Below are 24311 nucleotides of genomic sequence, written 5' to 3'. Positions count from 1 at the left end.
GCCATGCCCCGCGCCTCAGAACTCGAGTCGCGCGTTGACCGAAACAGTGCGCGGCTCCCCGGGCTGGATGTAATCGGCGTACTGGAATTCCCAGTAGCGGCGATTGGTCAGATTGTCGATTGCCGCGCGCACGCCGACGGTGTGTCCTGCGACACGAGTCGTATAGGTCGCGCCGAGGTTGAAGACCGTGTAGCCCGGCACGTTCAGATCGCCGGCAGGCCGCAGATTGGTGTTGCCCGTGAACTTGGCGCCTGCACCCAGCGTGAGCCCTGGAACCGCCGGCACCGCATAGTTCACATGGGCCGCCGCGACGAAGCCCGGCGCGCCGGCCACCCGGTTGCCGTCGTAGGTCGATCCCTTCTGGTAGTGCGTTGCGATCCACATCAGGTCTGCGCCGACTGTCCAGTCGCGGCCGATGCGAACATCGCCGCCCGCTTCCGCTCCTTCGAATATCGACTCGCCGTCTTCGACAAAGACGTTGTCGCTGTTGGCATACTGCGCGCCGCGTTCGATGCGAAACAGTGCCGCCGTCGCGTTCCATCGCTCGTGCTGGCTCTTCACCCCGACTTCGTATTGCTTGCTGCGCAGCGGGTTGAGGATAGCGCCCGCGTTCGCGTACGTGGTGCCGACGACAGTCCCTGCTTCGAGCGATTCGACATAGCTCGCGTAAAGAGTCGTACCCGGCATGAGCTTGAACATGAGCGCGACGCTCGGCGTGACGACGCCGTTCTGCGAGTACGACGAGGTCGTCGAGCCATCGACGCCGTAGCCGTGCTGTTCGTAGTTCGTGTAGCGCACGCCGCCGAGCACGGACCAGCGATCGGTAATCGCAATCGTATCGCTCGCAAACACGGCCTTCTGCGTGATGTCCGCATTGCGATAGGTATAAAAGCCTGAGCTGTCGTAGCGATTGACGTTCGGCTGATAGATATTGCCCGTGCCTATCTGCGCGTAGTAGCTGTTCGCCGTGTCGTCGTTGGTCTGCTTCTGATAAGCCGCGCCGAAGACGAGTTGATGCTGCAAGGGTCCGGTTTTCACGAGCCCTTCGGCCATCACCTGCCACGCGCCCAGCTGATGCCCTTCCTTGCCTTCGAATCGATAGTCGTTGTAATCGCCGGCGGGATCGAGCAGATAGAACGTGCTTTCGTTACGGTAGCGCGTGGACTTGCTGAAGCTATAGCTCGCGGAAACCGTCCAGTCCTGATTCAGGTTGTAGCGCAATCCCGCGGTATAAAGTTGCAGGTTCGTATTCAGATGCTGGTCGGGCGTAACGAGCGTGCTGCTGCCCCCGCTCAGTAGTGCCGGTAACGACGAGCCGGTGTATTGCGCAGTCGACAGAGCCGTCGTGATGCCCGACGAGTGGCGCTCCTGGTATAACGCGCCGAACGTCGCGGTGAGGTCGCGGGTCAGGCGCGCATCGGCGGACAGCGAGAACGAATCGCGCCGTACATTGCCGTCGTTGTAGGTCTTGCCTTCCTCGTGGGTCGCATTGAAGCGGTAGCCAAACATGTTGTCCGGCCCGACACGGCCGCCCAGGTCGAGATGCTCCGACCACACGCCGGTCGATGCATAACCCACGTCGACGCTGGCAATCTGTTTGTCGCCGGCAGGCGGCTTCTTGGTGACGTAGTTCACGACACCGCCCGGCGCGCCGAATCCGTACATGAAACCCGACAGGCCCTTTAACAGTTGGACGCTTTCCAGCTGCTCGTAAGGCAAGGTAATGCCATAAGAGTTGAATGGCTGGCCGTCGATCCGGTAGCCGTTCTGCCAGTCGAGTTGCATGCCGCGCACGGTGATGTAACTCGCCCACGCGTTGTACGGATTGCTGTTATCCGACACGGACGCGTCCTGCGCAAACACGTCGCCGAGTTTTTTGGCTTGCCGGTCTGCCAGTTCCTCGCCGGTCACGACGGTGGTCGAATAAGGCGTATCCAGTTGAGTGCGGTTGCCGAGCGCGCCCGCGCTGACGTCGCGGTGCAACTGCTGAACCTCATCGTTCGCAGCGGAGCTGCTGACGGAAATCGACGGGAGCGCCGCTTCGCTCTTTGGAGTGGCGGAGGCCGAAGGGTCGATCTCGTTTTGCTGCGCCCATGTGGACTGGCTGGTGGCGAAGAGCAGGAATGTTGCGAGGGCGGCGGGCCGCAAAGCCCATCCACCGTGCTTCCTGACGCCCGGCAATGCTGGATTCATTCTTTTTCCGTTGTCGATCTTCTTTCAAATACGAATGATTCGTATTCGTGAAGCGCGCAATTTTGCAGTCTGTTCAGGCTTTTGTAAACTGCAATTTTTCAACGGCTTTCGCCAAGCCCTTCGGAGGCCGGCCGGTACGTCAGAACAGATGCCGTATCCCCACTTGCACGCCAGTCTCATTGGCGCCCTTATCCGGCGTAAGAAACGACCCGGTGGTGATGCTGGCGCCTGCCATCTTGTACTGTGCGCCATGCGAATTATTCAGCCTCGAGACAACACCATAAAGACGTGTCGCCTTTGACAGATCGTAATTGACGATGCCACTAAACTGCTGCGCGTTGTTCCCGAGAGCCGAACTATCCTTGATAAACGCGTAGCCCAGACCCGCGCTGAAAAACGGGCTGAACCGGTAATCGGCCGACAGCGAATAGGTACTGTGCCATTGTCCCGGCATATTGCCGACGGGGCCGACCGACGGATCGTACTTGCCTGCCGGATTGCTCAGCGCGTTACCGGTCGTGGCAGAAATCACATCGTTGGCCCGGAAATAACCCAAGTAGACCTTGCCGCGGCCGTAGTCCACATTTCCACCGGCCATGATTTCCTGCACGCGCACGGTATTCGTCTGGTTTGCCGCATTCAGGTACGCCAGAGCGATGTAAGCCGGTCCTTGAACGCTTTGCATACCGAACTGGTACACCGCATTACCCGCAAGCGTTCCAGGCTTGCCGCCTACCGAGTAGTGTGCCTCGATGTTCGTCCCGAAGAATTTTGGCGAGATATAGGCCAGGTCGTTATCGACACGAGCGAGCCAGTTAGCGAAATTGTTATAACCGGAACCGTACGTGGCGGCGCTGAAAGCATCCATATTTCCGCTCCACGCGAACATCGGTGTGTTCTGGCGGCCGAACCGAAGTTCACCAAACGCACCAGTTACACCCACCCACGCCTGCCGGTCAAAGAAGCGATAAGCGTTCTGCACATTTCCAGTTCCGGGATCGAATCCGTTCTCGAGGTCGAACGTGACCTTGTAGCCATTGCCGATATCCTCGGCGCCCTTGATACCCCAACGACTGGTCAATTCCCCGTTGTTGCCCAGTACAGTGAGCGACTTGTGAGATCCGCCGCTCTGCGCGGACTGATACCCCACGAAAGTGTCGAGTATCCCGTAGAGCGTGACGGACGACTGGGCGTACCCAGGGAACGGCGCTGCAATACCACACAACACCACAATCAGGAATAGTACTTTTTTAGGGTGATTCAACGGCATGATTTCTCCTCCTGCTTCTATTATTTTTTATCTACTCCAGATACATCTGGACATTCATCGCGGACTATATGCGGCGAGTTTTTTCTTCACGACCAGAGCGAGCGGAATCGTAAAACAGAAGTGAGACATGAAGCCACCGATGATCACATTAGGATCGAAGTAGTTCGGGTGGTTGCTGGAAGAAATAGAAATAGCCACGTGCATCACGATCCACGCCAGGATCGCATAGAACAACGCGACCAAGGTGGCTTCATATCCGCGCTTGCGTAGCGACGGCCAGATCGCTGCGAATGCAACACCCCACGCGATAGCAAAAGTGAAATGGATGACAGTGCCCAATACATAGGCCCAGATTCCAATTGATTCCTGAAACGCTTTGCCGAACACGAGCCCCGTCGCATTGCGCGGTATGCCGCCCATCGGCATGAGGTGTTGCACGCCGACCCAAACCACCGCCTCATAAATCCAGATAACGATGGCGCCTGTGAGACCCGCCTGCGCGCCGACGCGGAAAATCGTGGCCGCGTCAGGGTGCCCCTTCTCGCCACTCCGGCCACCGGCGTCGAGATCCCGGGTACTGGCGCTAATGTTGTTGTTCATGAATTCAGTCTCCTTCGATGTAGTAGATGATTAAGCGTGTGCATTTTTCTTATTTGCACGAGCCGCGCTGTCGGGTTCCACCAGCCAGAATCGTTTTGATTTTTCGTTTGTGAGCTGGTGCTCCCGGATACTGTCAGCCCTCGACAACTGAACGTGAAAGTAGCCCAAATGGACCTTGGGCTGATAATCCGGGTTTAACCTTAAGCGCCTGTCTAAAAAGCGGGTCTTTCGACTAAAGACGATCGAAAAGCAGGCGTTTTGAAATCGTGGAGCCTTATCCAGCACGGCTCATCTACGAATATCGCGTTTTGCAATGGCACGCGGCGTCGACCAACTTGCCTGGAGTCGATAAACAAATCAGATGGCTTAACGAAGAGAAAGCAAACGCCCCGGTACCGGCACGCCAGGAAGCGCCCGGCTCGCCTCAGGCGGACCTGCTACGTGGAAGTTGTGGTTGTGTTCGTCGAGCAGATTCGCGCCGGCTAACCTTGCAGAGCCAGCGGCGTTGTGATGTACGTCGGTAACCCGGGACTTCCTAAACCATCCCTTTCGAACCCACTGGAACATTGAGCGTCGACTTCACTCGCTCCATGGCGACATAGGTACGGAAGCTTTTGACGTTCCCCTCAGCAAAGAATAGCGACCTTGTCAGCGAAGTGTATTCGTCCATGTCGCGCGTACAGAAAATCAAGATGAAGTCCACGTCGCCCGTTACGTAATAACACTGCTGGACCTGCTCGCATGCTTCAAATCTTGCCTTCATTGCATCGAGCAACTCGATTGCTTCATTTTCTGCCTGGACATGCGTGATGATCGTGACCCGGGCGCCGAGCGCGTTCGGGTTCAGCACGCTCCGGTCCGCCGCAATCACCCCTGTGCTCCTGAGCTTCTGCAAACGACGCGCGACCGATGGTACCGACAGGTTGATTTGCTGGCCTATCTCCCGATGGGGCGTTTGATTGTCCCGCTGGACGATGGCAAGAATCTTCACGTCGAAGTCGTCGAGTTCAATATTGCGCGAGATCGTGGCCATGAGAATTTTTCTCGAAATAGACGCGTTTATAAATAAATTATCAACTTTGTCCCGCAATAAAATCTCTGTGTCAAGCGTGATTTATGTCCTGCAGCGCTGCAAGCCTCGTCCAGCCTGGCAGACGCTGACCTTCTCGACGCATCGACGATGGATTAAAACTCTCTTAGCCATACTCTCCAGCCATGAAAATCAGAAAGCTTTCTCAAACTCTTCTCGTTGTCTCGGTCATCGCCTCTTCGACCATAGCGTTGGCAGATACGACGGTGAAAATTGGTCAGGCTTCCCCACTGACTGGAGAGCTCGCGCATCTCGGGAAGGAAGACGAGAATGGCGTGCGCCTTGCAATCGAAGACTTGAATGCACGGAAGTTGCAAATTGGCGGACAGTCCATCACCTTCGCTCTGGATTCGCAGGACGACGCTGCCGACCCCAAGACTGCGGTGACGGTTGCCCAGAAGCTGGTCGATGATCAGGTGGCGGGGGTGGTTGGACATGCCAACTCGGGTACATCGATACCCGCATCCACCATTTATGCGAACGCCGGCATCCCGATGATTACCGAGTCGGCGACCAATCCGTTGTTGACCCAACAAGGTTTGAAGAGCGTCTTCCGGATGGTCGCCAACGACGTCCGACAAGGGTCGGTAATGGGAGCGTATCTCGTGCATGACCTGAAGGCCCGCAACGTCGTCATAGTGGACGACCGCACTGCTTACGGACAGGGCCTGGCCGATGAGATAGAAAAGGCCGTCAAAGCAAACGGAGGCACTGTCATCGACCGCGAGTTCGGAACGGACAAGACGACTAACTGGATGGCCATTCTGACGAGCATCAAGAGTCGTAGGCCGGACGGCATAGCTTTTACTGGCGGCGACACCCAGGCGGCCGCATTCGCGCAACAGATGCGTAGACTTAGTCTCGACGTGAAGTTCATCGCGGGCGACGAGGCATGCACACCGCAGTTCATCAAGCTCGCGGGCACGGCGATGTCCAGCGATATGTATTGCACCCTGGCTGGCGTCCCTGCGTCGCAGATGCCAAAGGGCCAGGCATTTTTCAACCAGTATGAGAAGCGGTTCAACGCGCCGGTCCAGTTGTATGCGCCGTATGCCTACGACGCCGTCATGACGATAGCGGCTGCGATGCAAGCCGCCGATTCAACGGATCCGAAGGTGTACCTTGCGAAACTGCAGTCGATCAAGCTCGACGGCGTGACGGGTCCAATCCAGTTCGACCAGGCCGGAGATATACGCAATGGCGCAATTACAGTGCGCCAGTTCGCGAACGGCGAATGGATAGACAAGTCCGTGGTACGGAAATAGTCGAGGCCAACATCAGCCGTTCCTGTTTAAACGCGAGGCTTTCGCTTCGGTGTATGACGGAGTTATCCCGATGCTTTTAACCAATCCCCGCTCGACGCGGGCTACCTACCCTGAGGCGCTGCGAGCCATTCTGAACAAAAGCGCAGCAGACGAAAGCGGCGTGTGGCTATCCAGTTGGGACCAGATCTGCCGCTCGCCCACGCCGCTGTGGTCACTGCCCGACATGGCCGCTGCGTTAGGCGTGGCAAGCCTCAGGCTCAAGGACGAATCGTTCCGCTCCCCGCTTGGCAGCTTCAAGGCCCTTGGTGCACCCATTGCACTCATGCGTCTCCTGCTGCGGCAATGGTACACGCACGACCTGAATCCACGCGAGCTGATCGAAGGGAAATTTGCCCCGCTACTGGCCAATGTGACGGTGATCAGCGCGACCGATGGAAACCACGGTAAATCGCTCGCTGCGGCTGCGCGGGATATCGGTTGCCAGTGTGTGATTGTCCTGCATGCCAACGTCAGCATCGAACGCGAGCATGCAATCGCCCGGTACGGCGCAAGAATCATCCGTATCCCAGGCGGTTACGACGAGTCGGTCGCGTATGCGGCAAAGCTCGCGAATGAGAACGGCTGGCACGTGGTCTCCGACACGTCGTACGAGGGTTACGAAACCATTCCCCGCGATGTCATGCAAGGCTATGGCGTGATTTCCGGCGAAACCATCGCCCAGCTCGACAGCAATACTTCGGACTCACCTGTTAGCCATGTATTCCTTCAGGGTGGCGTCGGTGGTCTCGCTGCAGGCGTCGCAAGCTATTTCTGGGAACACTATGGCGCAAAGCGTCCGCAATTTATCGTCGTCGAGCCGCAACAGGCAGACTGCCTCTACCAGAGCGCCATGGTTGGCTATGCCACTACTGCGACCGGCACAGTCGACTCGGTGATGGCGGGGCTCGCTTGTGGCGAGGCCTCGCCGCTCGCCTGGAAAATTCTGGAGCGCTGCATCGACCAGTTCATGACCATCGACGATGACGACGCCATCGACGCGATGCGCACGCTCTCCACCGGGACTCGGCACGACGTGCCGCTCGTCGTGGGTGAATCGGGTGCCGCGGGTGTCGCGGGGTTGACCGTGTTGATGCGCAACCCAGAACTAGCCACTGCTGCGGGACTCGGTCCCGATTCTCAGATCCTCGTCATCGGCACCGAGGGAGCGACGGCACCGACCGTGTATCGCGACCTGGTCGGCGAGTCTGCAGAATCGGTCCTCGCGCGGCAGCGCGAATGGACGAAGGCGTTAGAACACTAAAGCACCAATGGCAAAGGCCAGGGAGAACATCATGGAAATGTCATTGCAGGAGCAACTGAAGGGTTGGCGCCAACAACTGCATCGAAATCCGGAGACCGGCTTCGAAGAAATCCAGACGTCCGACTATGTTGCGAAGATTCTCCGAACGCTCGGCCTCGAAGTTCATCGCAACATCGGCGGCACCGGACTCGTAGCTAATCTCAAAGTGGGTAACGGCACACGGGCGATCGGTCTTCGCGCCGACATGGACGCGCTTAATATCTCGGAGAACGCGCCAGGCAGGGCCTACGCGTCATGCACGAAGGGCAAGATGCATGCATGTGGCCATGACGGGCATATGGCGATGGTTCTGGGCGCTGCGAGGCTGCTCGCCGAGCGACGCGACTTCGACGGGACCATCCGGTTCATCTTTCAACCCGCGGAAGAGCACGGTCGCGGTGCGAAGGCGATGATTGCCGATGGACTATTCGAGCGGTTTCCGGTGGAAGCCATCTTTGGCGCTCACAATATGCCCGGCTTGCCGGTCGGACGTTTCGCCACCCGCGCCAACGGCATCATGGCAAGCGAGGACAACTTCGTCATTCATATCAAGGCGAAAGGCACCCACGCGGCGCGACCGCATATGGGCATCGATCCGATCGTCATCGCGTCGCAAATCGTTCTGGCCTTGCAGACCATTGTTTCGCGCAATCTCGACCCGAGTCTCTCTGCGGTTATCTCCTGCACCGAACTGGTCACGGACGGTTTGCGCAACGTGATTCCGTCGAACGTCGTCATCAAGGGCGACACGCGGAGCTACCTGCCGGAAGTCCAGAAGCTGCTCGAAACCCGCATGAGAGAAATCAGCGAAGGAATCTGCCGGACGCACGGCGTGGAGTGTGACTTTGAATACACCCGCGAATTCGTCCCTACGGTGAACACGCCGGCTCTCGTCGATCTTGCCGTCACGGCCGCTTCCAACGTTGCCGGAGCGCACAACGTCGACGCGAATGTCCAGCCAATGATGGTGTCGGAGGACTTCGGCGCGTTTCTTCAGATCGTCCCGGGAAATTTTATCTTTATCGGCAATGGGATGGAGAGCGGCCAGGGAGGCACCCCATTACATAACGAGAGCTACGATTTCAACGACGACATTCTCTGCGTCGGCGCCAGCTACTTCGCAGAAATAGCGCGGCTCGAATTACCGGTGCGATGACGCCTGCAATCAGTCCGCTCAGGTGGCTCGTTGCAATGAACGGGCCGCTATGCGTGATCGACGGTACGCAGGAACTTCAGTAGCTCGTCGCTAACGGCTGCGGCGGCTTCATGCTGCACCCAATGTCCTACGTTATCGAGTTCGAGCCTTCCCACGAGGCCTGGCAAACCAACGCGAAGGTCGTCGAGTCCAATCGGATACAGCTCTCTGAGGCCGTCCGACTTGCCCCATATAAAAAACGCCGGCTGGACGATCTTCGCGCCTTTCCAGGGGCCGGACAAAGCAAAATAGGGCTCTGCCGCACGGTAATAGTTCAATCCGCCGTGAAACCCTGTCCGCTGGAATTCCGCGATGTTATGCGCGACGTAATCCGGTGCAGCCCACGAGGGCAATGCGCCAGCTGCCGCGCGATGAAGGCTTCGCGCGGGGTCCATTGGACTCCACTGCTGGCCGGCTGGAGCGCTGCTCGATGCCCAGTACAGAATGCCGGGAATGGTCACCGCGGCGTCGGCCCAGATGTCGTCGGCGTCGGCCCGGATCTGCTCGAACATATAGAACCTGTCTTCGAGTCCGGCCGTGCGCATTCTGTCGAAAACACTGACGTCGCCGCGCGGCACGTAAGGGACGCTGAGGCAGAAGACCGCTGCGAATCTGTCCGGGCGCATCAGCGCCGCGTTCCACGCATGCGTCGCCCCCCAGTCATGACCGACAAGGACGGCGCGGGGAATGTCTAGCGCATCGAGCAGACCCACCAGGTCGCCAGCCGTGTGCAACGGCGTGTACAGGTTTGCATCGGCCGGTGCGGAACTGCGACCGTAGCCGCGCATATCCGGCGCAATGGCTCGATATCCGGCAGCCGCAATGGCCTTCATCTGCTGACGCCACGTGTAGGACGTGTCGGGAAAACCGTGGCAGAACAGCACGGCTGGCCCCTCCCCTTGCTCCGTGACATGCAGGGTAATGCCGTTGGTCGCAATGTCGTAGTGTTTGATGCCATCCCTGGAATCTGCGGATAGGTCATTGGTATTCGAGGCACTCATTACATGTCACTCCTTTAGTCGACGTCGAAGACCGTATGCGGGTCAGCATACGTCCGTAATGGTTACGACAGCCCTTTTTCTTCGAGCCAGGCGCGCATGACCTGGACGAGTTCAGCCTTGTTTTCAAGCGGTAACCAGTGGCCCGCGCCCAGCGTTATTACAGACAGATCCGCGCAGGCGTTTCGCATGGGCTCGCCGAGCGCGCTACGGGTGATGTCGCAAATTCCATCGAATTCGCCATTCACGAACAGCACGGGCTGGCTCAGCCGACCACCATCGGGAGCACTTTGAGCGTACGTGTAATTGGCATCGTCGTTCAGATACCAGGCGTTACCCGGCCGGAAACCATTGACACGGAAGGTATCGACCAGCGCGTCGAAATCGGCCGGTGGCCAGAGCGCCGCGTCCGGCGCTACAGCCGGCGCACGATGTGCCGCACCGAACCAGCCGCCATTGCCCGAGACCTGCGCGGAACGATAAACATGGTCCACGGACTGCGCGTCTCCAGAGCGGTAAATCGCCGCCAGTGAAGACGCGATGTCTGCATTGAAGTCAGTCACAGTCTGATCGAAATGCGTCAGGTAGAAGCGGTAATAGTCCCATTGCCCGTCGGGATAATTCTCAGCGGGATACAGCGTCCGGTCGACCAGAGGCAACAGGCTGCGCAACCCGAAGCTCCCGGGCATATACGGAACGGAGACGAGCACGACCCCGCGACTGCGCTTCGGGTCATGTGCAGCAAGCGCCGCGGCCACCGGGCTTCCCAGATCATGGCCGATCCAGATTGCCGGACTCGCGCCCAGATGGTCATGAAGCTCGACCATGTCGTGGACGATCTCCTCGAGCGCATAGGCATCGGGCGCGACGGGCGCCGACGATCCCCCGTAGCCGCGCATGTCCGGCGCAACGCAGCGCCAACCTTCCTTCGCGAACGCTTCGATCTGAGCGCGCCACATCAGACCGATGCCGGGCCAGCCGTGGAGGAAGATCATCAGCGGCCCATCGGCAGGACCGGCCTCCCAATAGCGGGTGGAATGACGGGATGAAGCGAAGGTACGGGCGATCATGGCAGGAGCATTCTCCGGGAGGCGGTCGTTGCGAAAAACGGGGGCTTCGATTGCATTTGCAGCGTGGGTTCGCAAACGCAGCTTAACGGGCTAACCTCCCGCGTCGAGAGCCGCATTCTGCAAAAGACTGGTACGAGATTCCTCATCAATCCTCGCTCAGGATTACGACTACACTCCACTTCACATCCGGTGACGGTGCATTCATTACCGTCCCATTCAGTGAACTGAGCGGAGCTTACACATGACTTCACGACAATTCTTTATCGCAGGCGCGACGGGCGACACGGGCGGAGCCGCGACAACGGCCCTTCTGGCTGCGGGCGAACAGGTTCGGACCCTGGTACGACGCGAAGATGCCCGCTCAGAACGACTGCGCGCGCAAGGCGTCGAGGTGCTGATTGGCGATCTCTCCGATATCGACGATGTCTCACGCGCGCTTCAGGGCATCTCATCGGCGTATTTCGTTTATCCGATCGAGGCAGGCGGTATCGCGGCCAGCGCTTCCTTCGCACAAGCGGCCCGCGAGACCGGGATCGAATCCATCGTGAACATGTCGCAAATTTCGGCCCGTCGTGAAGCGAAAAGTCATGCCGCGCGAGACCACTGGATCTCGGAGCGGGTCTTCGACTGGGCCGGTACGCCGGTCACGCATCTTCGCCCCACGTTCTTCGCGCAATGGCTGACCTATCCGGGCCAGGTTGCGAGCATCAAGAAGGACGGCGTGTTGCGCCTTCCGTTTGGCGATGGGCGGCACGCGCCGATCGCAGCCGAAGATCAGGGTCGCGTGATTGCCGCCATCCTCCGCAATCCGGTACCGCATGCAGGCAAGGTCTATTCGCTGTACGGGCCGGTCGAGATGAACCACCATGAGATCGCGGCAGAGATGAGCGAGGCACTCGGAAGAACGGTGACCTATCAACCTGTCGATCTCGACATGTTCAGACAGCGCCTCGCCACCGATGCAAAATTTAGCGACACCTTCGCGCAGCATCTGCTGTCGGTTGCAGTCGATTACCAGACAGGCATCTTTGCAGGCACCAATTCTTTCATTGAGGAATTGACCGGTACTGCGCCGATGACGGTCAAAACATTCATCAGGAATCACGCGGCGCTGTTCGCCTGAACACCGTTTCCTGGCCAGGAAGACGAATACAACAGGAGCTTGTCATGCAGTCCTCCAGTGAAGTGGCAACTGAAGAATATCTGGTGAATCCCGTATGGATCGCGCTGACCGAGGCGCCTGAAGCCTTTGTAGAGCGCCGCGCAGGCGCGGCCCGGTATCACCCGGAATTTGCACCGTTCGGGGCCGCGCAACATTACGATGCGCAGAGCGTCTCACAGGTTGCAGCGATGCTTCAGCCAGCGCAGCGTCTTTCGTTCTTCACGGAGGAGAAACCGGACTTGCCGCCCGGCTTCGACATAGTGCGCGAAGCAGTGGCAAACCAGATGGTTGCTACCCGCGGATTTGCCGAGTCGTCCGATCGGCGGATCGTGCGACTCGGCGTCGACAACGCTGCTGATATGCTCCGGCTCGCCGGGCTCGCCGAACCTGGACCATTCAGCGCCCGCACGAACGAACTGGGCCACTTCTTCGGTATCAGGGAGCGCGGCGAGCTGGTAGCGATGGCGGGCGAAAGAATGACTGCCGGCCAATACGTCGAAATCAGCGCCGTGTGCACGCACCCGGAGTGGCGTGGTCGGGGACTGGGTCGGCTGCTGATGGAGCATCTGTCGGCAACCATTCAGGAACGCAACAAGATACCGTTTCTTCATGTGTTCATCAGCAATGTGGGCGCCGTTCGACTGTATCGGGAAATCGGCTTTCGTGTTTCCAGAACCCTGCATTTAACGGCCATCGTGACGTCGTCGGCTAACGCGAGCTGATCGAATCGCGGGACAACGCATCTTCGGAAAAAAAATGGGACACTCACAAGCTGATAAACAGGCCACGCACCAACGGATCGGTGAGGTCGCGGCACGCCGTTTCCGCGAGCGCGGTATCGACGGAATTAGCGTCGGCGACATCATGAATGAAGCCGGTCTAACCGTCGGCGGCTTCTACAAGCATTTCGAATCTCGCGATGCGCTCGTGACGGAGGCTTTTATCCTCGCGCTGCGGGACATCGAGCATATTCAGGACGCGCTCAGAACGGAACCGCAGCGCGCGGCAAGCACCTATGTGTCGACGAGTCATCGGAACAACCTCGGTCGAGGGTGTCCAATTTCAGCGTTGGTCAACGATGTAGCACGCGCTCCCGATGCAACCCGCGAAGTATTCACTCAACGAGTCAGCGGAATCATCGATCTGCTCGCACAGTCGTTGCCCGAGGCGGATGACGCTCAGGAAAGAGCGGTGATGATTTTCAGCACCTGGGTCGGCTCGATCGCGCTCGCTCGCGCAGTGAAGGACCCGGTTCTGTCGGACCGGATAATCGGAGGAGCACTTGCGGCAGTACTCAAGATGTACGATTGAGGTCGCGCGGGCACGAAGTTACACCCTAATCTCCAGCGCACCGCGCGTATCTCACGCGGTGTACGTGACTTCACAGTGCCAGCAAACCATCTTCCTGCAAGACTTGCTGAACAGCAGGTCTCTCCCTGACCAGCTCATACCACTCCCGCACGTGAAGGTACGCACTGAGATCGATATTCGCGTTGTAGACCGATTTCATCCATGAAGCGGTGCCCCAGCCTGTCAATGCGAAAAGGTAGGCATCGGCAATCGTGAAGTTGTCCCCCATCAGAAACCGCTTGCCTGCCAGTTGACTGTCAATCCAGCCAAATCTGCTTTGAAGCTTTGGCCCGGCTGTATCGACCCACTTTCCTGCAGCCACCGCATAAAGCAGCGGAATGAAGCCCTTATGAATCTCCGTGCTCAGGAAGTTGAGCCATTCAAGCAGCCTGTAACGCTCGATCGAACCATGAGCGGGCGCTAGTTGTGATTCGGGAGACTTGTCCGCAAGGTACTGCGCGATAACAGTACCCTCACGTAGAAACGTGCCGTCCTCCAGTTGTAATAGCGGAACATAACCAAGATCGGACACCTCGTAGAAGCTCGTACGGTCTGGCAATAAATGCCGGCGCGCGTCGACCGTGACGATCTCGGCATTCAACCCTGTCTCTTGCAGTACGATGCAGATTGCCTGTGAACAGCTTCCGGGCGCGTGATAAAGCTTCATGCAGTTTTTCCCTCGATGATTAGACCGGCTCAACTTACGAGCAACGCCGAGGGAGTATCGCGTGCAAAGCCTGGAAAAAGAAGAAGGCAGAAGTTTGTGATATAGGTACAAAAAATATACCGGTGATTGAGCAATGAAACAGACTGCAACGGGATGTTCGATTGAAGAAGCAATGCGTCTGCTAGGCGGTCGATGGCGCTTGCTTCTGGTGTCTTATCTGGTGGACGGTCCGAAACGCTTTAATGAACTTCGTCGTGATGTGCCAGGTATATCGCAGCGCATGTTGACGCTCGATTTGCGGGCGCTAGAACAAGCCGGTCTGATCCAGCGGGCGGTCTTTGCAGAGGTCCCCGTCAAAGTGGAGTATCGACTCACAGACGACGGTGAACGGCTCAAGCCAGTTGTCGAAGTCATGCGCGACTTCGGCCTCTGGCTCAAGGGCCGCCCCCTTTTCGTGTCCCGTCAATCGGACCTGGAGCCTGCTGAAGAAATTTAAATGGCCGGCGTCGTACCGGCCCGCTCACGAAACAGCCTAAAACCGATGCGTGATCCCAAGCCGCACGGCAATCCGATGATTATTCGACGATGACGACGACTGTCCGGTGATGAACGTCACCGGCGGCTGACCCAGCGAGTCGGTCACCAGAGCAGCGCGGCAGGTCGTCGTCGGCTCATCGCAAAGCCTGGCAGACTCTGTGCAATCCACTTGTCTGGCTGCCAGGTTTCGCGTACTGCGGCATCGTCGCGGTTATCTACGTCGTGACCTTCTTTCTTCCGGAAATCGTGCATGCTCTCGGCGTGACGTTCATAGCCGTCAGACTCTGCCTACCCCGCCCCAAATTCACCGCCAAGCCAGCAGCAGCAAGCCTGTCCCGACCGCCCGCCGCTCTGCACGCGCGTCGCATTGCCACAACAAATCTTTACAAAGACCTAAATTTTATGCCGCCCAATTAATCGAGACCCTTACAATTGCGAACAATTCGCATTCGCACAACGGATATTTGCAAATGCCTGGTTTCGCCATTCCGCTCCGATCAGATCAAGGTTTTATGTCCGAACAACAAGCACACCAGAAACTCTGCCGGCGCACTGCCGTGTACTCTGCCGTCGACCGCCTCTTCGTCGGTCTCGTTGCCGCCGCCGCGATGCAGGCCAGCGCTTATGCCCAGACCGCGACAGGCAGCGACGCCACGCAGGCCGCCGCGTCGGGAACAGCCTCCGCCCCATCCGCCGACAAGGCATTGCCCGCCGTGGTCGTCAAGGCAACGGCAGCGCCCGGCGATCTGCCCGCACCGTATGCGGGCGGACAGGTCGCGCGAGGCGGCAGCGTCGGTGTGCTCGGTACGTCGAACGTAATGAACCAGCCGTTCAGCACGACCAATTACACCGAGCAGATGATCGACGACACGCAGGCTCGCACCATCGGCGACATCGTGATCAATAACGCGTCGGTGCGCACGGAGCAGAGCGGCGGTGGCTTCGGCGACGTGTTCCAGATTCGCGGCTTCGACGTGCAGGCAACCGACGTCGCGCTGAACGGTCTGTACGGCATGGTGTCGGCCGCGCGGGTGCCGGTCAATCTGCTGGAACGCGTGGAAGTGCTGCAGGGTCCGGGCTCGCTCGAGTACGGCATGGGTCCGGGCGGTAGCGTCGGCGGCGCGATCAACATCGTCACCAAGCGCGCGGACGATACGCCACTCACGCGACTCACCGCTCTGTACCAGTCGAAAGGACAATTCGGCATGGACGCGGACATCGGCCGGCGCTTCGGCGACGAAGGCCAGTGGGGCATCCGCTTCAACGGCGAAATCAAGGACGGCCAGACCGGTATCGCGCACGGCAACCAGTTGCAGGGCGACAGCTCCATCGGGCTCGACTACCGCGGCAAGCAGTTGCGCTGGTCGTTCGATGCGTACAACGTCTCGGAGAATAGCGACGAGATCCGCTCGCAGATCGGCTTCGGTACGGCGACCTCGGTGCCTGCCGTGCCGTCCGCCTACAACAATCTGTACCCCGGCACGAAGCTGAAGCTGCGCGACACGGCCGTGATGACGCGCGCCGAGTACGACATCAACCAGTACGTGACCGTCTATGGCGCCGCGGGCGAACACTACGGCACCTCGGCACAGAACTTCCCGTACGCGGGAGACATGAACAACGCAGGCGCGTTCGACGTGGCCAACGGCTACTATGACCAGTACACGCGTACGAAGACCGTAGACGCGGGCTTGCGTTTCCACTTCGATACCTTCGGTGTCAAGCACACGCTGGTCACCGGCGTGACGAGCCTGAACCAGGAAATCGGCTACTTCTACGCGCTGAATACGGATACGGTGCCGTCGAATCTGTACACACCGACTCCGCTCGCGCCGGTCGACGTCTCGCGTGGGGACATGGGCCGCAGCAGCCAGACGCGGCTGAACAGCCAGCAGGTCATCGACACAATGTCGTTCTTCAACGACCGGCTGCTGATCACGGGCGGCTTCCGTCGTCAGACGATCGGGCAGGACAATTACGATCCGATCACCGGCGCCCAGTCGAGCACCATCGACCAGCAGGCGATCACGCCGCTGGCCGGCATCGTCGTGAAGCCCTGGTCGAACATTTCCGTGTACGGCAACTTCACCTCGGGTCTCACGAACGGCAGCACGGCGCCCTTCGGCACCGCGAACGCCGGACAGGCCTTCGCACCGTACAAGTCGAACCAGTACGAAGCAGGCGTCAAGGCGGACTGGGGCCGCGTGCTGACCTCGGTGTCGGTCTTCCAGATCGCGCAACCGAACGCCGTCACCGATCCGACGACCAACGTGTATGGCTATAACGGCCGCACCCGCGTGCGCGGCCTCGAGCTTTCCGGTTACGGCGAGGTCTATCGTGGCCTGCGTCTGATGGCGAGCGCGACGTTCTACGATCCGAAGGTGTCGGGCACCGCGGGCGGCACGCAGGACGGCAACGACCCGGGCGGCGTGCCGAAATTCGCCTTCAACCTCGGCGCGGATTACGACCTGCCATGGGTACCGGGCCTGAGCGTCAACGGCCGGATGATCCACACGGGCGCGCAATACTACGATTCGAGCGACGCCCTGCGTCTGCCGGCATGGACGCGTTACGACGTCGGTCTGCGCTACACCACGCGGGTCGCCAGCAAGGACGTCGTGTTGCGCGCGAACATCGAGAATCTGTTCGGCAGCCGCTACTGGATCCAGCAAGGCACCTACGTCACGAATGCGTCGCCGCGCACGGTGCTGGTTTCGGCGCAGGTCGATTTCTGATTGCAGCTAGCCGCTGCCGACCCCGTTCCCGCCCACTCGACAAGCAAAATCGGTGAGGTACGGGGTGCTGACAGCAAAAGAACGCGAGGCATCGCCACGACGCGGTCCTCGCGTTCCTGTTTATACTTCGATACGCTTCAGTGACGCTGCGCTGCAGTGCCCGACTGCGAGTCAGCGTGACGGGGCTGGCATGTCTTTTTTTGGTTGACGAGAATCGGACAGGTCGAAAGGCCCGGCCGAATCGAACCGCTTCGCGCGCCACCGTCTTTCATTGAATGGATATCCCCCGCGCCCTCCATGACAGAACCGCGACTGATTGAAATCACGCCCGCCACGCACGGCGTCGACATCGACCTTGTCTACGCCACCGATCGCAACCTGACCGGCAAGCCTATCTACAGAACGGCGCACTGCCTGTTGCTCGAACCCGCCGAATCCGCTTTACGCAAGGCGGTCACGATTGCCCGCAACGCCGGTCTGACGCTGCGCATCTTCGACGCCTACCGTCCACCGCAGGCACAGCAGGCGTTGTGGGACTTCCTGCCGGATTCCACCTACGTTGCCGAGCCTGGTCGCGGTTCCAACCATAGCCGCGGCACCGCAATCGACCTGACGCTGCTCGATGCCGATGGCAACGAACTCGACATGGGCACCGGCTTCGACGCCATGACGATCGACTCCGAGCACTTCCATCCCGGCCTGCCCGGGCACGTGCAGCGCAACCGTCTATTACTGCTCGGCATCATGTACGCCGCCGGTTTCACGCACATTGCGAGCGAATGGTGGCATTACGAGTTGCCAGGCTCGCAGGCGCTGCCTCTGATCGACAACGCCGACAGCGGCCCGTTACGCCTCATGTAGCAGCTTCCGATATTCTCATTCCTTGTTCCCCGGCAGTCTCTCCCCATTCCTTATGGAGCGAGTATGAAACTGGTACTGCGCAATGCGCTGGCGGCAGCAGCGATCGTCGCCGCCTCGACCCTGACGTTCACGATGGCCGGTCCTGCCGCCGCGGCGACGCCCAAAGACATGTTCGTCATGGCGACCTTCCTCGACGAATTCACGACGCTCGATCCCGGCGAAGTCTACGAGCTGGTGCCCGAAGAATACGTGGCGAATACCTACGACCGGCTGGTGCGCGTCGATCTGAAAGACCCCTCGAAGTTCAACGGCGATGTCGCGCAATCCTGGAGCGTCAGTCCCGACGGACTCACTTTCACGTTCAAGATTCACTCCGGCCTCAAGTTCCACTCGGGCAACCCGTTGAGCGCCGACGACGTCGCCTGGTCGATCCAGCGCACGGTCCTGCTCGACAAAGGGGCGGCTGCGGTGCTGCAGGGTATCGGCCTTACCAGAGAGAACGTGCTCAATAACGTGAAGAAGATCGACGACACGACGGTCAGTGTGACGACGGACCAGAAATACGCGCCGACGTTCGTGCTGAACGTGCTCGGCGCGTGGCCTGCATCGGTAGTAGACAGGCAGTTGCTGCTTTCTCACCAGAAAGGCAATGACTTCGGCAACGACTGGCTGCGCACCAACGAGGCGGGTTCCGGCGCCTACAAGCTGGTGAAGTGGACGGCCAACGACAGCATCGTGCTGCAGCGTTTCGACGGCTATCGCGTACCGCTTGCCATGAAGCGCATCGTGTTGCGTCACGTGCCGGAAGCATCGAGCCAGCGCCTGCTGCTCGAGAACGGCGATGTCGACGTGGCGCGCAACCTGAGCCCGGACGATCTTGTCGCATTGACGAAGTCCGGCAAGGCGCGCGTGAGCGCCGTGCCGCAGGCGACGCTGCTCTACCTCGGCCTGAACGTCAAGAATCCGAATCTGGCCAAACCGGACGTCCAGCAGGCCATGAAGTGGCTGATCGACTACAACGGCATTCAGAGCAATGTCGCGAAGACCACCTACAAGGTGCACGAAACCTTCCTTCCCGAAGGCTTTCTCGGCGCACTGAACACGAACCCCTACCAGCAGAACGTCGCCAAAGCCAAAGCATTGCTGGCAAAAGCCGGGCTTCCAAATGGCTTCTCCGTGACGATGGATGTGCGCAACGGCTACCCGTACGGCGAAATTGCCGAGGCCGTGCAGGCCAATCTCGCCCAGGCCGGTATCAAGGTTCAGATGATCCCGGGCGACAACAAGCAGACACTCGCCAAGTATCGTTCGCGCTCGCACGACATCTATATCGGCGAATGGTCGGCCGACTACATCGACCCGCACAGCAATGCGCAGGGCTTCACGTGGAATCCGGACAACTCCGATAAATCCGCCTACAAGATGCTCGCCTGGCGCAACTCGTGGGACATCCCCGATCTGACGAAGGAGACCAACACGGCGCTTGCCGAATCGTCGACCGCGAAGCGCGCCGAACTGTATCAGACGATGCAGAAGCAGGTGCTGGCTAACTCCCCCTTCGTGATCATGTTCCAGCAGGTTTCGCAAGTCGCCGCGCGGCCGGGCGTGACGGGACTCGAAGTGGGTCCGATCAACGACCTCGTGTCGTATCGCGACCTTAAGAAGCAGTAACGCAGGCGAAGGCGAAACCGTTGCGGTTCTGCCTTCGGCGGGAAATTCATCATGTCGACTCCTCTCACGACTCTCGGGCGCATGCGCGCGCTGTCGGCTGACAGTGCCAGTGCCCGCTGGCTCCTGCGTCTCGTGCGCTGGATCTTCACGCTCGTGATCACCTTCACCGGCTTGCTCGCGGTGACGTTCGTGATCGGACGCAAGATCCCGATCGACCCGGTACTGGCGATTCTCGGCGATCGGGCTTCGGCGACGGCCTACGCGGCAGCACGCGTGCAACTCGGGCTCGACAGGCCGCTCTCCGCGCAGTTCCTGATCTACGTGCGCGATGTATTGCATGGCAACTTCGGCATGTCGCTGCTCACGGCGCACCCGGTCATCGAAGACATTCAGCGCGTGTTCCCGGCGACGCTCGAACTCGCGACGCTGGCGACCGTCATCGGCGTGCTGATCGGCGTGCCGCTGGGCGTCGTGGCCGCCGTGCGCCACAACCGCTGGGTCGATCACGTCGCCCGCTTTATCGGGCTCGTCGGCAGTTCGGTGCCGGTGTTCTGGCTCGGACTGATGGGACTGCTGCTGTTCTACGCGAAGCTGCACTGGGTCGCAGGCCCAGGCCGCGTCGATCCCATGTTCGACGGTATGGTCGACACGCATACGGGGAGCCTGCTGGTCGACTCGCTCATCGCGGGCGAATGGGACGTGTTTTTCAATGCGTTCTCCCATATCGCCCTGCCGGCGGCGATTCTCGGCTACTACTCGGTCGCCTATCTCAGCCGGATGACGCGGTCGTTCATGCTCGAACAGCTGAACCAGGAGTACATCACGACGGCACGCGCAAAAGGCCTCTCCGAGCGACGTGTGATCTGGCGTCACGCGTTCGGCAATATCGCCGTCCCGCTGTTGACCATCATCGCGCTCACGTACAGCTACCTGCTCGAAGGTTCGGTACTGACCGAAATCGTCTTCGCGTGGCCCGGCATCGGCTCGTATCTGACTGGCGCGCTGCTCAATGCCGATATGAACGCGGTGCTCGGCAGCACACTCGTCATCGGCGTCACGTTCATCGCGCTCAATCTGCTGACGGACGCGCTCTATCGTGTCTTCGATCCGCGCGCGCGATGAATTTCAGCCTGTCTATTCCGTGCGCCGCCCTTCCATCCATCAAAAGCAAACGCAGGACCGGCCGATGAATGCCCCGCCCCGACGATGGAAAGACTGGCTGCTCACCGACACACCGGCGTCGCGCAAACAGGCCGCGTTCGGGCTCGCCTACCGGCGCTGGCGACGCTTCGCGGGCAATCCGCTCTCCGTGTTCGGCCTGGCGATTCTCGTCGTGCTGATCGTCGTCGCGGCAATCGGCCCGCTGATCGCGCCACACGATCCTCTGCAACAGGTTCTCTCCGACCGCCTTCTGCCCCCCGGTTCGCCATCGCACTGGTTCGGCACCGACCAGCTCGGCCGCGACATCCTCTCCCGGCTGATCGACGGCTCGCGGCTCACGCTGTCGATTGCGATTCTGGTCGTCGTGATCGTGGTCCCAGTGGGTCTTCTCATCGGTACCGCTGCCGGTTTTTCTGGTGGCTGGATCGATAACGCGCTGATGCGCATCACCGACGTGGCGCTCGCGTTTCCGAAAATCGTGTTGGCGCTCGCGTTTGCGGCAGCACTGGGACCGGGCGTGATCAATGCGGTGATCGCGATTTCGATTACGGCGTGGCCGCCCTACGCGCGTCTTGCGCGGGCAGAGACCTTGCGGCTCGTGCAGGCCGATTTCATTCACGTCGCGCGGCTGCAGGGTGCCTCGCAGAGGCGGATCCTGCTGCGCTATATCGTGCCGCTGTGTTCGTCGTCGGTGATCGTGCGTGCGACGCTCGATATGGCGGGCATCATTCTCACCGTTGCGGGTCTCGGGTTTCTCGGTCTCGGCGCGCAACCGCCAAGCCCCGAGTGGGGGTACATGGTCGCGTCGGGCCGCAACGTGCTGCTCGATTCGTGGTGGGTGGCGACCATCCCGGGCATTGCCATTCTGCTGGTGAGTCTCGCCTTCAATCTGCTGGGCGACGGTCTGCGCGACGTCTTCGATCCGCGCCATGGAAACTGACATGCAAGCCGATACGAGCCAACCCCTGTGTGAGATCGACGACCTGCGGATCGGCTTTCGCGGTCACGACGGCGAACTGATCGCAGCCGTACGCGGCCTCTCGCTGGTGCTTCATCGCGGCGAGCGGCTTGGCATCGTCGGCGAATCCGGCTCGGGGAAATCGCTGACCGGGCGCGCGCTGCTCGGCCTGCTGCCGCCTGCCGCGCAATACCAGGCGAAGACGATGAAGTTCGACGGCCAGGATCTGCTGGCTATGTCGGCACGCAAGCGCCGGCAACTGTGCGGACGGCAGATGGGCATGATCCTGCAGGACCCCAAATACTCGCTGAACCCAGTCATGACCGTCGCGCAGCAGATGCGCGAAGCGTTCGGGCTGCATGGCCCGAAGCTGGGCCGGCGCGAGATGCGCGAGAAAATCGTCGCGGCGCTGGCGGCCGTACATATCCGCGATCCCGAGCGGGTGGCCGACACCTATCCGCACGAGTTGTCGGGCGGCATGGGACAGCGCGTGATGATCGCGATGATGGTGTCTTCGGGACCACGACTTCTCGTCGCCGACGAGCCGACCAGCGCGCTCGACGTACTGGTCTCGATGCAGGTGCTCGGCACGCTCGACGAGATGATCGAAAAGCACGACACAGGACTTATTTTTATCAGCCATGACCTGCCGCTCGTGATGTCGTTCTGCGATCGCGTCGTCGTCATGTACGCCGGGCGCGTGGTGGAAACCTGTGCGGCACGCGATCTCATTCACGCGCAGCATCCTTATACGCGCGGCCTGCTCGCGGCGAATCCGCCCCTTGTCGACCCACCCGATGAGCTGCCCGTGCTCGAGCGCGACGCGGCCTGGCTCGTTCAACCAACAGGGACCGCGACATGATCGATGTCGATGCCCTCACAGTCCGCTTCAAAACAAAGACCGGCTACGTCGACGCCGTGCGCGACGCGAGCTTTCAGGTCGGCGAAGGAGAAGTTTTCGGGTTGGTGGGCGAATCGGGTTCAGGCAAGTCGACCATTTTGCGTGCGTTGGCGGGACTCGCACCGGTTGCCGGCGGTCGGATGAGAATCGGCTCGCATGTTCCTGGAGAGAAGATCGTCCGCTCGTTTCGACGCGAGGTGCAGATGGTGTTTCAGGATCCGTACGGCTCGCTGCACCCGCGCTTCACCGTCGATCAGACCTTGCGCGAGCCGTTGACGATCAACGGTATCGACCGGCAGGACGGCCGCATCGTCGATGCGTTGCACGAAGTCGGACTGGGTCCGGCCTATCGCTTCCGCTATCCGCATCAGTTGTCCGGGGGGCAGCGACAGCGGGTTTCGATCGCACGGGCACTGATTCTCGAGCCGCGCGTGCTGCTGCTCGATGAGCCGACCTCGGCGCTCGATGTGTCCGTGCAGGCCGAGATTCTGAACCTTCTGCGACGGCTTCATCGGGAACGCAATCTGACGATGATGCTCGTCAGCCATAACTTCGCCGTGGTCGGGTTTCTCTGTTCGCGCGTCGCGGTCATGCGCAATGGCGAGATTCTCGAGCAGTGCGATATCGCATCCATTCGCGCGCAACAGGTCGAGCATGAGTACACCCGCAGCCTGTTACTAGCGACCACGGGCTATCGGCGCGGAACCTGACTGCCTCGTCGATACGGTATCCGGTCGGACAGCCAATGCATGGCGAGACCTACCAGAACGCCCGAGATGATTTCCGCGCCACGGTTCAACGCGATCGCCATCACCGCAGACGAGGAGGTGGACGCAAGCAGTACCACCGGACAGGTCCAGACGGCGACCCGCAACGTCGCCAGCTTCTGGGTAAGAACAGCGCATATGCCGACCGCGATAGCCATCTGGATAACGACAGGAACGTGAACGACCAGAGCGCTCGCATGCACTGCAACGCTGACGGCAATGCCGAACAGGGAGCCGAGAATGCGACCTTTCGACAGCAACTGCGTTTCACCGAACCGTGCCTGCGAGACGATCAAAGCCGACATCGCTGCCCAGACCGGCTCATCCAGCTGGAAGAAACGGGATAGCTGATAGCTGAGCGCCGCGGCCGCCGCGCAGCGTATTGCGAAGACAACCGCGGTCAGGCGTTCAGACTCGCGGCCAGCCACCCCGTATGGGCCCTCACGCGACGTTGCCGTCGGCATTACCGTTGAATGTGCCGCGGGCTTCATCCAGATCACTCCTTGTCGAACAGAGGCCAC

The 24311-nt window shown here is 60.0% G+C and carries 22 protein-coding genes; 14 read left to right on the top strand and 8 right to left on the bottom strand.

Annotated elements, in window-relative coordinates; all coding sequences use genetic code 11:
- Positions 1-15: 15 nt before the first annotated feature.
- From FQ746_RS03245 to FQ746_RS03230, 4 genes are all read right to left on the bottom strand, one after another.
- Positions 16-2193, bottom strand: a complete 2178-nt coding sequence (locus tag FQ746_RS03245) for a TonB-dependent siderophore receptor (protein WP_144107483.1) — start codon at positions 2191-2193, stop codon at positions 16-18.
- Positions 2194-2332: 139 nt separating this feature from the next.
- Positions 2333-3463 (bottom strand): porin, encoded by a 1131-nt coding sequence (locus FQ746_RS03240; protein ID WP_144107482.1) that lies wholly within the window; start codon positions 3461-3463, stop codon positions 2333-2335.
- 54 nt (positions 3464-3517) lie between these two features.
- Positions 3518-4063 carry a hypothetical protein gene (locus FQ746_RS03235; RefSeq protein ID WP_144107481.1) on the bottom strand — a complete coding sequence of 182 codons (546 nt, stop codon included), beginning with the start codon at positions 4061-4063 and terminating at the stop codon, positions 3518-3520.
- 535 nt (positions 4064-4598) lie between these two features.
- Positions 4599-5096, bottom strand: coding sequence for an Lrp/AsnC family transcriptional regulator (locus tag FQ746_RS03230; RefSeq protein WP_144107480.1), 498 nt, complete (start codon positions 5094-5096; stop codon positions 4599-4601).
- A 182-nt stretch (positions 5097-5278) separates the two neighbouring features.
- On the opposite strand from FQ746_RS03230, the gene FQ746_RS03225 reads away from it, so the two are divergent.
- The 3 genes from FQ746_RS03225 to FQ746_RS03215 all read left to right on the top strand — a co-directional run bounded on the left by FQ746_RS03225 (position 5279) and on the right by FQ746_RS03215 (position 8913).
- Positions 5279-6418, top strand: a complete 1140-nt coding sequence (locus FQ746_RS03225; protein ID WP_144107479.1) for a branched-chain amino acid ABC transporter substrate-binding protein — start codon at positions 5279-5281, stop codon at positions 6416-6418.
- A 70-nt stretch (positions 6419-6488) separates the two neighbouring features.
- Complete coding sequence (locus tag FQ746_RS03220; RefSeq protein ID WP_144107478.1) at positions 6489-7718, top strand: diaminopropionate ammonia-lyase; 1230 nt, start codon at positions 6489-6491, stop codon at positions 7716-7718.
- A gap of 31 nt (positions 7719-7749) precedes the next feature.
- Positions 7750-8913 (top strand): M20 aminoacylase family protein, encoded by a 1164-nt coding sequence (locus FQ746_RS03215; protein WP_144107477.1) that lies wholly within the window; start codon positions 7750-7752, stop codon positions 8911-8913.
- A 47-nt stretch (positions 8914-8960) separates the two neighbouring features.
- On the opposite strand, the gene FQ746_RS03210 is transcribed toward FQ746_RS03215, so the two are convergent.
- Both FQ746_RS03210 and FQ746_RS03205 read right to left on the bottom strand, forming a co-directional pair.
- Positions 8961-9953 carry an alpha/beta fold hydrolase gene (locus tag FQ746_RS03210; protein WP_144107476.1) on the bottom strand — a complete coding sequence of 331 codons (993 nt, stop codon included), beginning with the start codon at positions 9951-9953 and terminating at the stop codon, positions 8961-8963.
- A 62-nt stretch (positions 9954-10015) separates the two neighbouring features.
- Positions 10016-11020 carry an alpha/beta fold hydrolase gene (locus tag FQ746_RS03205; RefSeq protein ID WP_144107475.1) on the bottom strand — a complete coding sequence of 335 codons (1005 nt, stop codon included), beginning with the start codon at positions 11018-11020 and terminating at the stop codon, positions 10016-10018.
- Positions 11021-11261: 241 nt separating this feature from the next.
- Here FQ746_RS03205 and FQ746_RS03200 point away from each other — a divergent pair, with 241 nt between their 5' ends.
- Genes FQ746_RS03200 through FQ746_RS03190 form a run of 3 tightly spaced genes read left to right on the top strand, consistent with a single transcriptional unit; the run spans position 11262 to position 13493 of the window.
- A complete protein-coding gene (locus tag FQ746_RS03200) occupies positions 11262-12143 on the top strand; it encodes an NmrA family NAD(P)-binding protein (protein ID WP_144107474.1) in 882 nt (293 codons plus the stop codon).
- 44 nt (positions 12144-12187) lie between these two features.
- Complete coding sequence (locus tag FQ746_RS03195; protein WP_144107473.1) at positions 12188-12904, top strand: GNAT family N-acetyltransferase; 717 nt, start codon at positions 12188-12190, stop codon at positions 12902-12904.
- A 34-nt stretch (positions 12905-12938) separates the two neighbouring features.
- Entirely contained in the window at positions 12939-13493 is a 555-nt protein-coding gene (locus tag FQ746_RS03190; protein WP_144107472.1) for a TetR/AcrR family transcriptional regulator, read from the top strand.
- Positions 13494-13563: 70 nt separating this feature from the next.
- Here the strand turns inward: FQ746_RS03190 and FQ746_RS03185 are convergent, their stop codons facing one another.
- Positions 13564-14199, bottom strand: coding sequence for a glutathione S-transferase N-terminal domain-containing protein (locus FQ746_RS03185; protein ID WP_144107471.1), 636 nt, complete (start codon positions 14197-14199; stop codon positions 13564-13566).
- Positions 14200-14332: 133 nt separating this feature from the next.
- Between FQ746_RS03185 and FQ746_RS03180 the strand changes: the two genes are divergently transcribed.
- The 8 genes from FQ746_RS03180 to FQ746_RS03145 all read left to right on the top strand — a co-directional run bounded on the left by FQ746_RS03180 (position 14333) and on the right by FQ746_RS03145 (position 23733).
- Positions 14333-14695 (top strand): winged helix-turn-helix transcriptional regulator, encoded by a 363-nt coding sequence (locus tag FQ746_RS03180; protein ID WP_144107470.1) that lies wholly within the window; start codon positions 14333-14335, stop codon positions 14693-14695.
- Between the two features lie 598 nt (positions 14696-15293).
- Positions 15294-17471 (top strand): TonB-dependent receptor, encoded by a 2178-nt coding sequence (locus tag FQ746_RS03175; protein WP_260853868.1) that lies wholly within the window; start codon positions 15294-15296, stop codon positions 17469-17471.
- Positions 17472-17768: 297 nt separating this feature from the next.
- Positions 17769-18332 carry a D-alanyl-D-alanine dipeptidase gene (gene ddpX / locus FQ746_RS03170; protein ID WP_144107468.1) on the top strand — a complete coding sequence of 188 codons (564 nt, stop codon included), beginning with the start codon at positions 17769-17771 and terminating at the stop codon, positions 18330-18332.
- Positions 18333-18395: 63 nt separating this feature from the next.
- Positions 18396-20003: an ABC transporter substrate-binding protein gene (locus tag FQ746_RS03165; protein WP_144107467.1), complete on the top strand. Its 1608-nt coding sequence runs from the start codon at positions 18396-18398 to the stop codon at positions 20001-20003.
- 81 nt (positions 20004-20084) lie between these two features.
- A complete protein-coding gene (locus FQ746_RS03160) occupies positions 20085-21125 on the top strand; it encodes an ABC transporter permease (RefSeq protein ID WP_409932360.1) in 1041 nt (346 codons plus the stop codon).
- Positions 21126-21189: 64 nt separating this feature from the next.
- A complete protein-coding gene (gene nikC / locus FQ746_RS03155; protein ID WP_144107465.1) occupies positions 21190-22104 on the top strand; it encodes a nickel transporter permease in 915 nt (304 codons plus the stop codon).
- A gap of 1 nt (position 22105) precedes the next feature.
- Positions 22106-22984, top strand: a complete 879-nt coding sequence (locus tag FQ746_RS03150; protein WP_144107464.1) for an ABC transporter ATP-binding protein — start codon at positions 22106-22108, stop codon at positions 22982-22984.
- Positions 22981-23733: an ABC transporter ATP-binding protein gene (locus FQ746_RS03145; protein ID WP_144107463.1), complete on the top strand. Its 753-nt coding sequence runs from the start codon at positions 22981-22983 to the stop codon at positions 23731-23733. Before FQ746_RS03150 ends, FQ746_RS03145 begins: the two co-directional genes overlap by 4 nt.
- Here FQ746_RS03145 and FQ746_RS03140 read toward each other — a convergent pair.
- A complete protein-coding gene (locus FQ746_RS03140; RefSeq protein ID WP_144107462.1) occupies positions 23715-24281 on the bottom strand; it encodes an FUSC family protein in 567 nt (188 codons plus the stop codon). The genes FQ746_RS03145 and FQ746_RS03140 overlap by 19 nt on opposite strands.
- Between the last annotated feature and the right edge of the window lie 30 nt (positions 24282-24311).

It is taken from the genome of Paraburkholderia sp. BCC1886, from assembly GCF_900996245.1.
Lineage (GTDB): Bacteria > Pseudomonadota > Gammaproteobacteria > Burkholderiales > Burkholderiaceae > Paraburkholderia.
This window is presented reverse-complemented; position numbering and strand designations above follow the sequence as displayed.

Bases quoted from the DNA above. Each gene is read 5' to 3' on its own strand.
- FQ746_RS03245 (WP_144107483.1), bottom strand. From the start codon at position 2,193: ATGAATCCAGCATTGCCGGGCGTCAGGAAGCACGGTGGATGGGCTTTG.
- FQ746_RS03240 (WP_144107482.1), bottom strand. From the start codon at position 3,463: ATGCCGTTGAATCACCCTAAAAAAGTACTATTCCTGATTGTGGTGTTG.
- FQ746_RS03235 (WP_144107481.1), bottom strand. From the start codon at position 4,063: ATGAACAACAACATTAGCGCCAGTACCCGGGATCTCGACGCCGGTGGC.
- FQ746_RS03230 (WP_144107480.1), bottom strand. From the start codon at position 5,096: ATGGCCACGATCTCGCGCAATATTGAACTCGACGACTTCGACGTGAAG.
- FQ746_RS03225 (WP_144107479.1), top strand. From the start codon at position 5,279: ATGAAAATCAGAAAGCTTTCTCAAACTCTTCTCGTTGTCTCGGTCATC.
- FQ746_RS03220 (WP_144107478.1), top strand. From the start codon at position 6,489: ATGCTTTTAACCAATCCCCGCTCGACGCGGGCTACCTACCCTGAGGCG.
- FQ746_RS03215 (WP_144107477.1), top strand. From the start codon at position 7,750: ATGGAAATGTCATTGCAGGAGCAACTGAAGGGTTGGCGCCAACAACTG.
- FQ746_RS03210 (WP_144107476.1), bottom strand. From the start codon at position 9,953: ATGAGTGCCTCGAATACCAATGACCTATCCGCAGATTCCAGGGATGGC.
- FQ746_RS03205 (WP_144107475.1), bottom strand. From the start codon at position 11,020: ATGATCGCCCGTACCTTCGCTTCATCCCGTCATTCCACCCGCTATTGG.
- FQ746_RS03200 (WP_144107474.1), top strand. From the start codon at position 11,262: ATGACTTCACGACAATTCTTTATCGCAGGCGCGACGGGCGACACGGGC.
- FQ746_RS03195 (WP_144107473.1), top strand. From the start codon at position 12,188: ATGCAGTCCTCCAGTGAAGTGGCAACTGAAGAATATCTGGTGAATCCC.
- FQ746_RS03190 (WP_144107472.1), top strand. From the start codon at position 12,939: ATGGGACACTCACAAGCTGATAAACAGGCCACGCACCAACGGATCGGT.
- FQ746_RS03185 (WP_144107471.1), bottom strand. From the start codon at position 14,199: ATGAAGCTTTATCACGCGCCCGGAAGCTGTTCACAGGCAATCTGCATC.
- FQ746_RS03180 (WP_144107470.1), top strand. From the start codon at position 14,333: ATGAAACAGACTGCAACGGGATGTTCGATTGAAGAAGCAATGCGTCTG.
- ddpX (WP_144107468.1), top strand. From the start codon at position 17,769: ATGACAGAACCGCGACTGATTGAAATCACGCCCGCCACGCACGGCGTC.
- FQ746_RS03165 (WP_144107467.1), top strand. From the start codon at position 18,396: ATGAAACTGGTACTGCGCAATGCGCTGGCGGCAGCAGCGATCGTCGCC.
- FQ746_RS03160 (WP_409932360.1), top strand. From the start codon at position 20,085: ATGCGCGCGCTGTCGGCTGACAGTGCCAGTGCCCGCTGGCTCCTGCGT.
- nikC (WP_144107465.1), top strand. From the start codon at position 21,190: ATGAATGCCCCGCCCCGACGATGGAAAGACTGGCTGCTCACCGACACA.
- FQ746_RS03150 (WP_144107464.1), top strand. From the start codon at position 22,106: ATGCAAGCCGATACGAGCCAACCCCTGTGTGAGATCGACGACCTGCGG.
- FQ746_RS03145 (WP_144107463.1), top strand. From the start codon at position 22,981: ATGATCGATGTCGATGCCCTCACAGTCCGCTTCAAAACAAAGACCGGC.
- FQ746_RS03140 (WP_144107462.1), bottom strand. From the start codon at position 24,281: ATGAAGCCCGCGGCACATTCAACGGTAATGCCGACGGCAACGTCGCGT.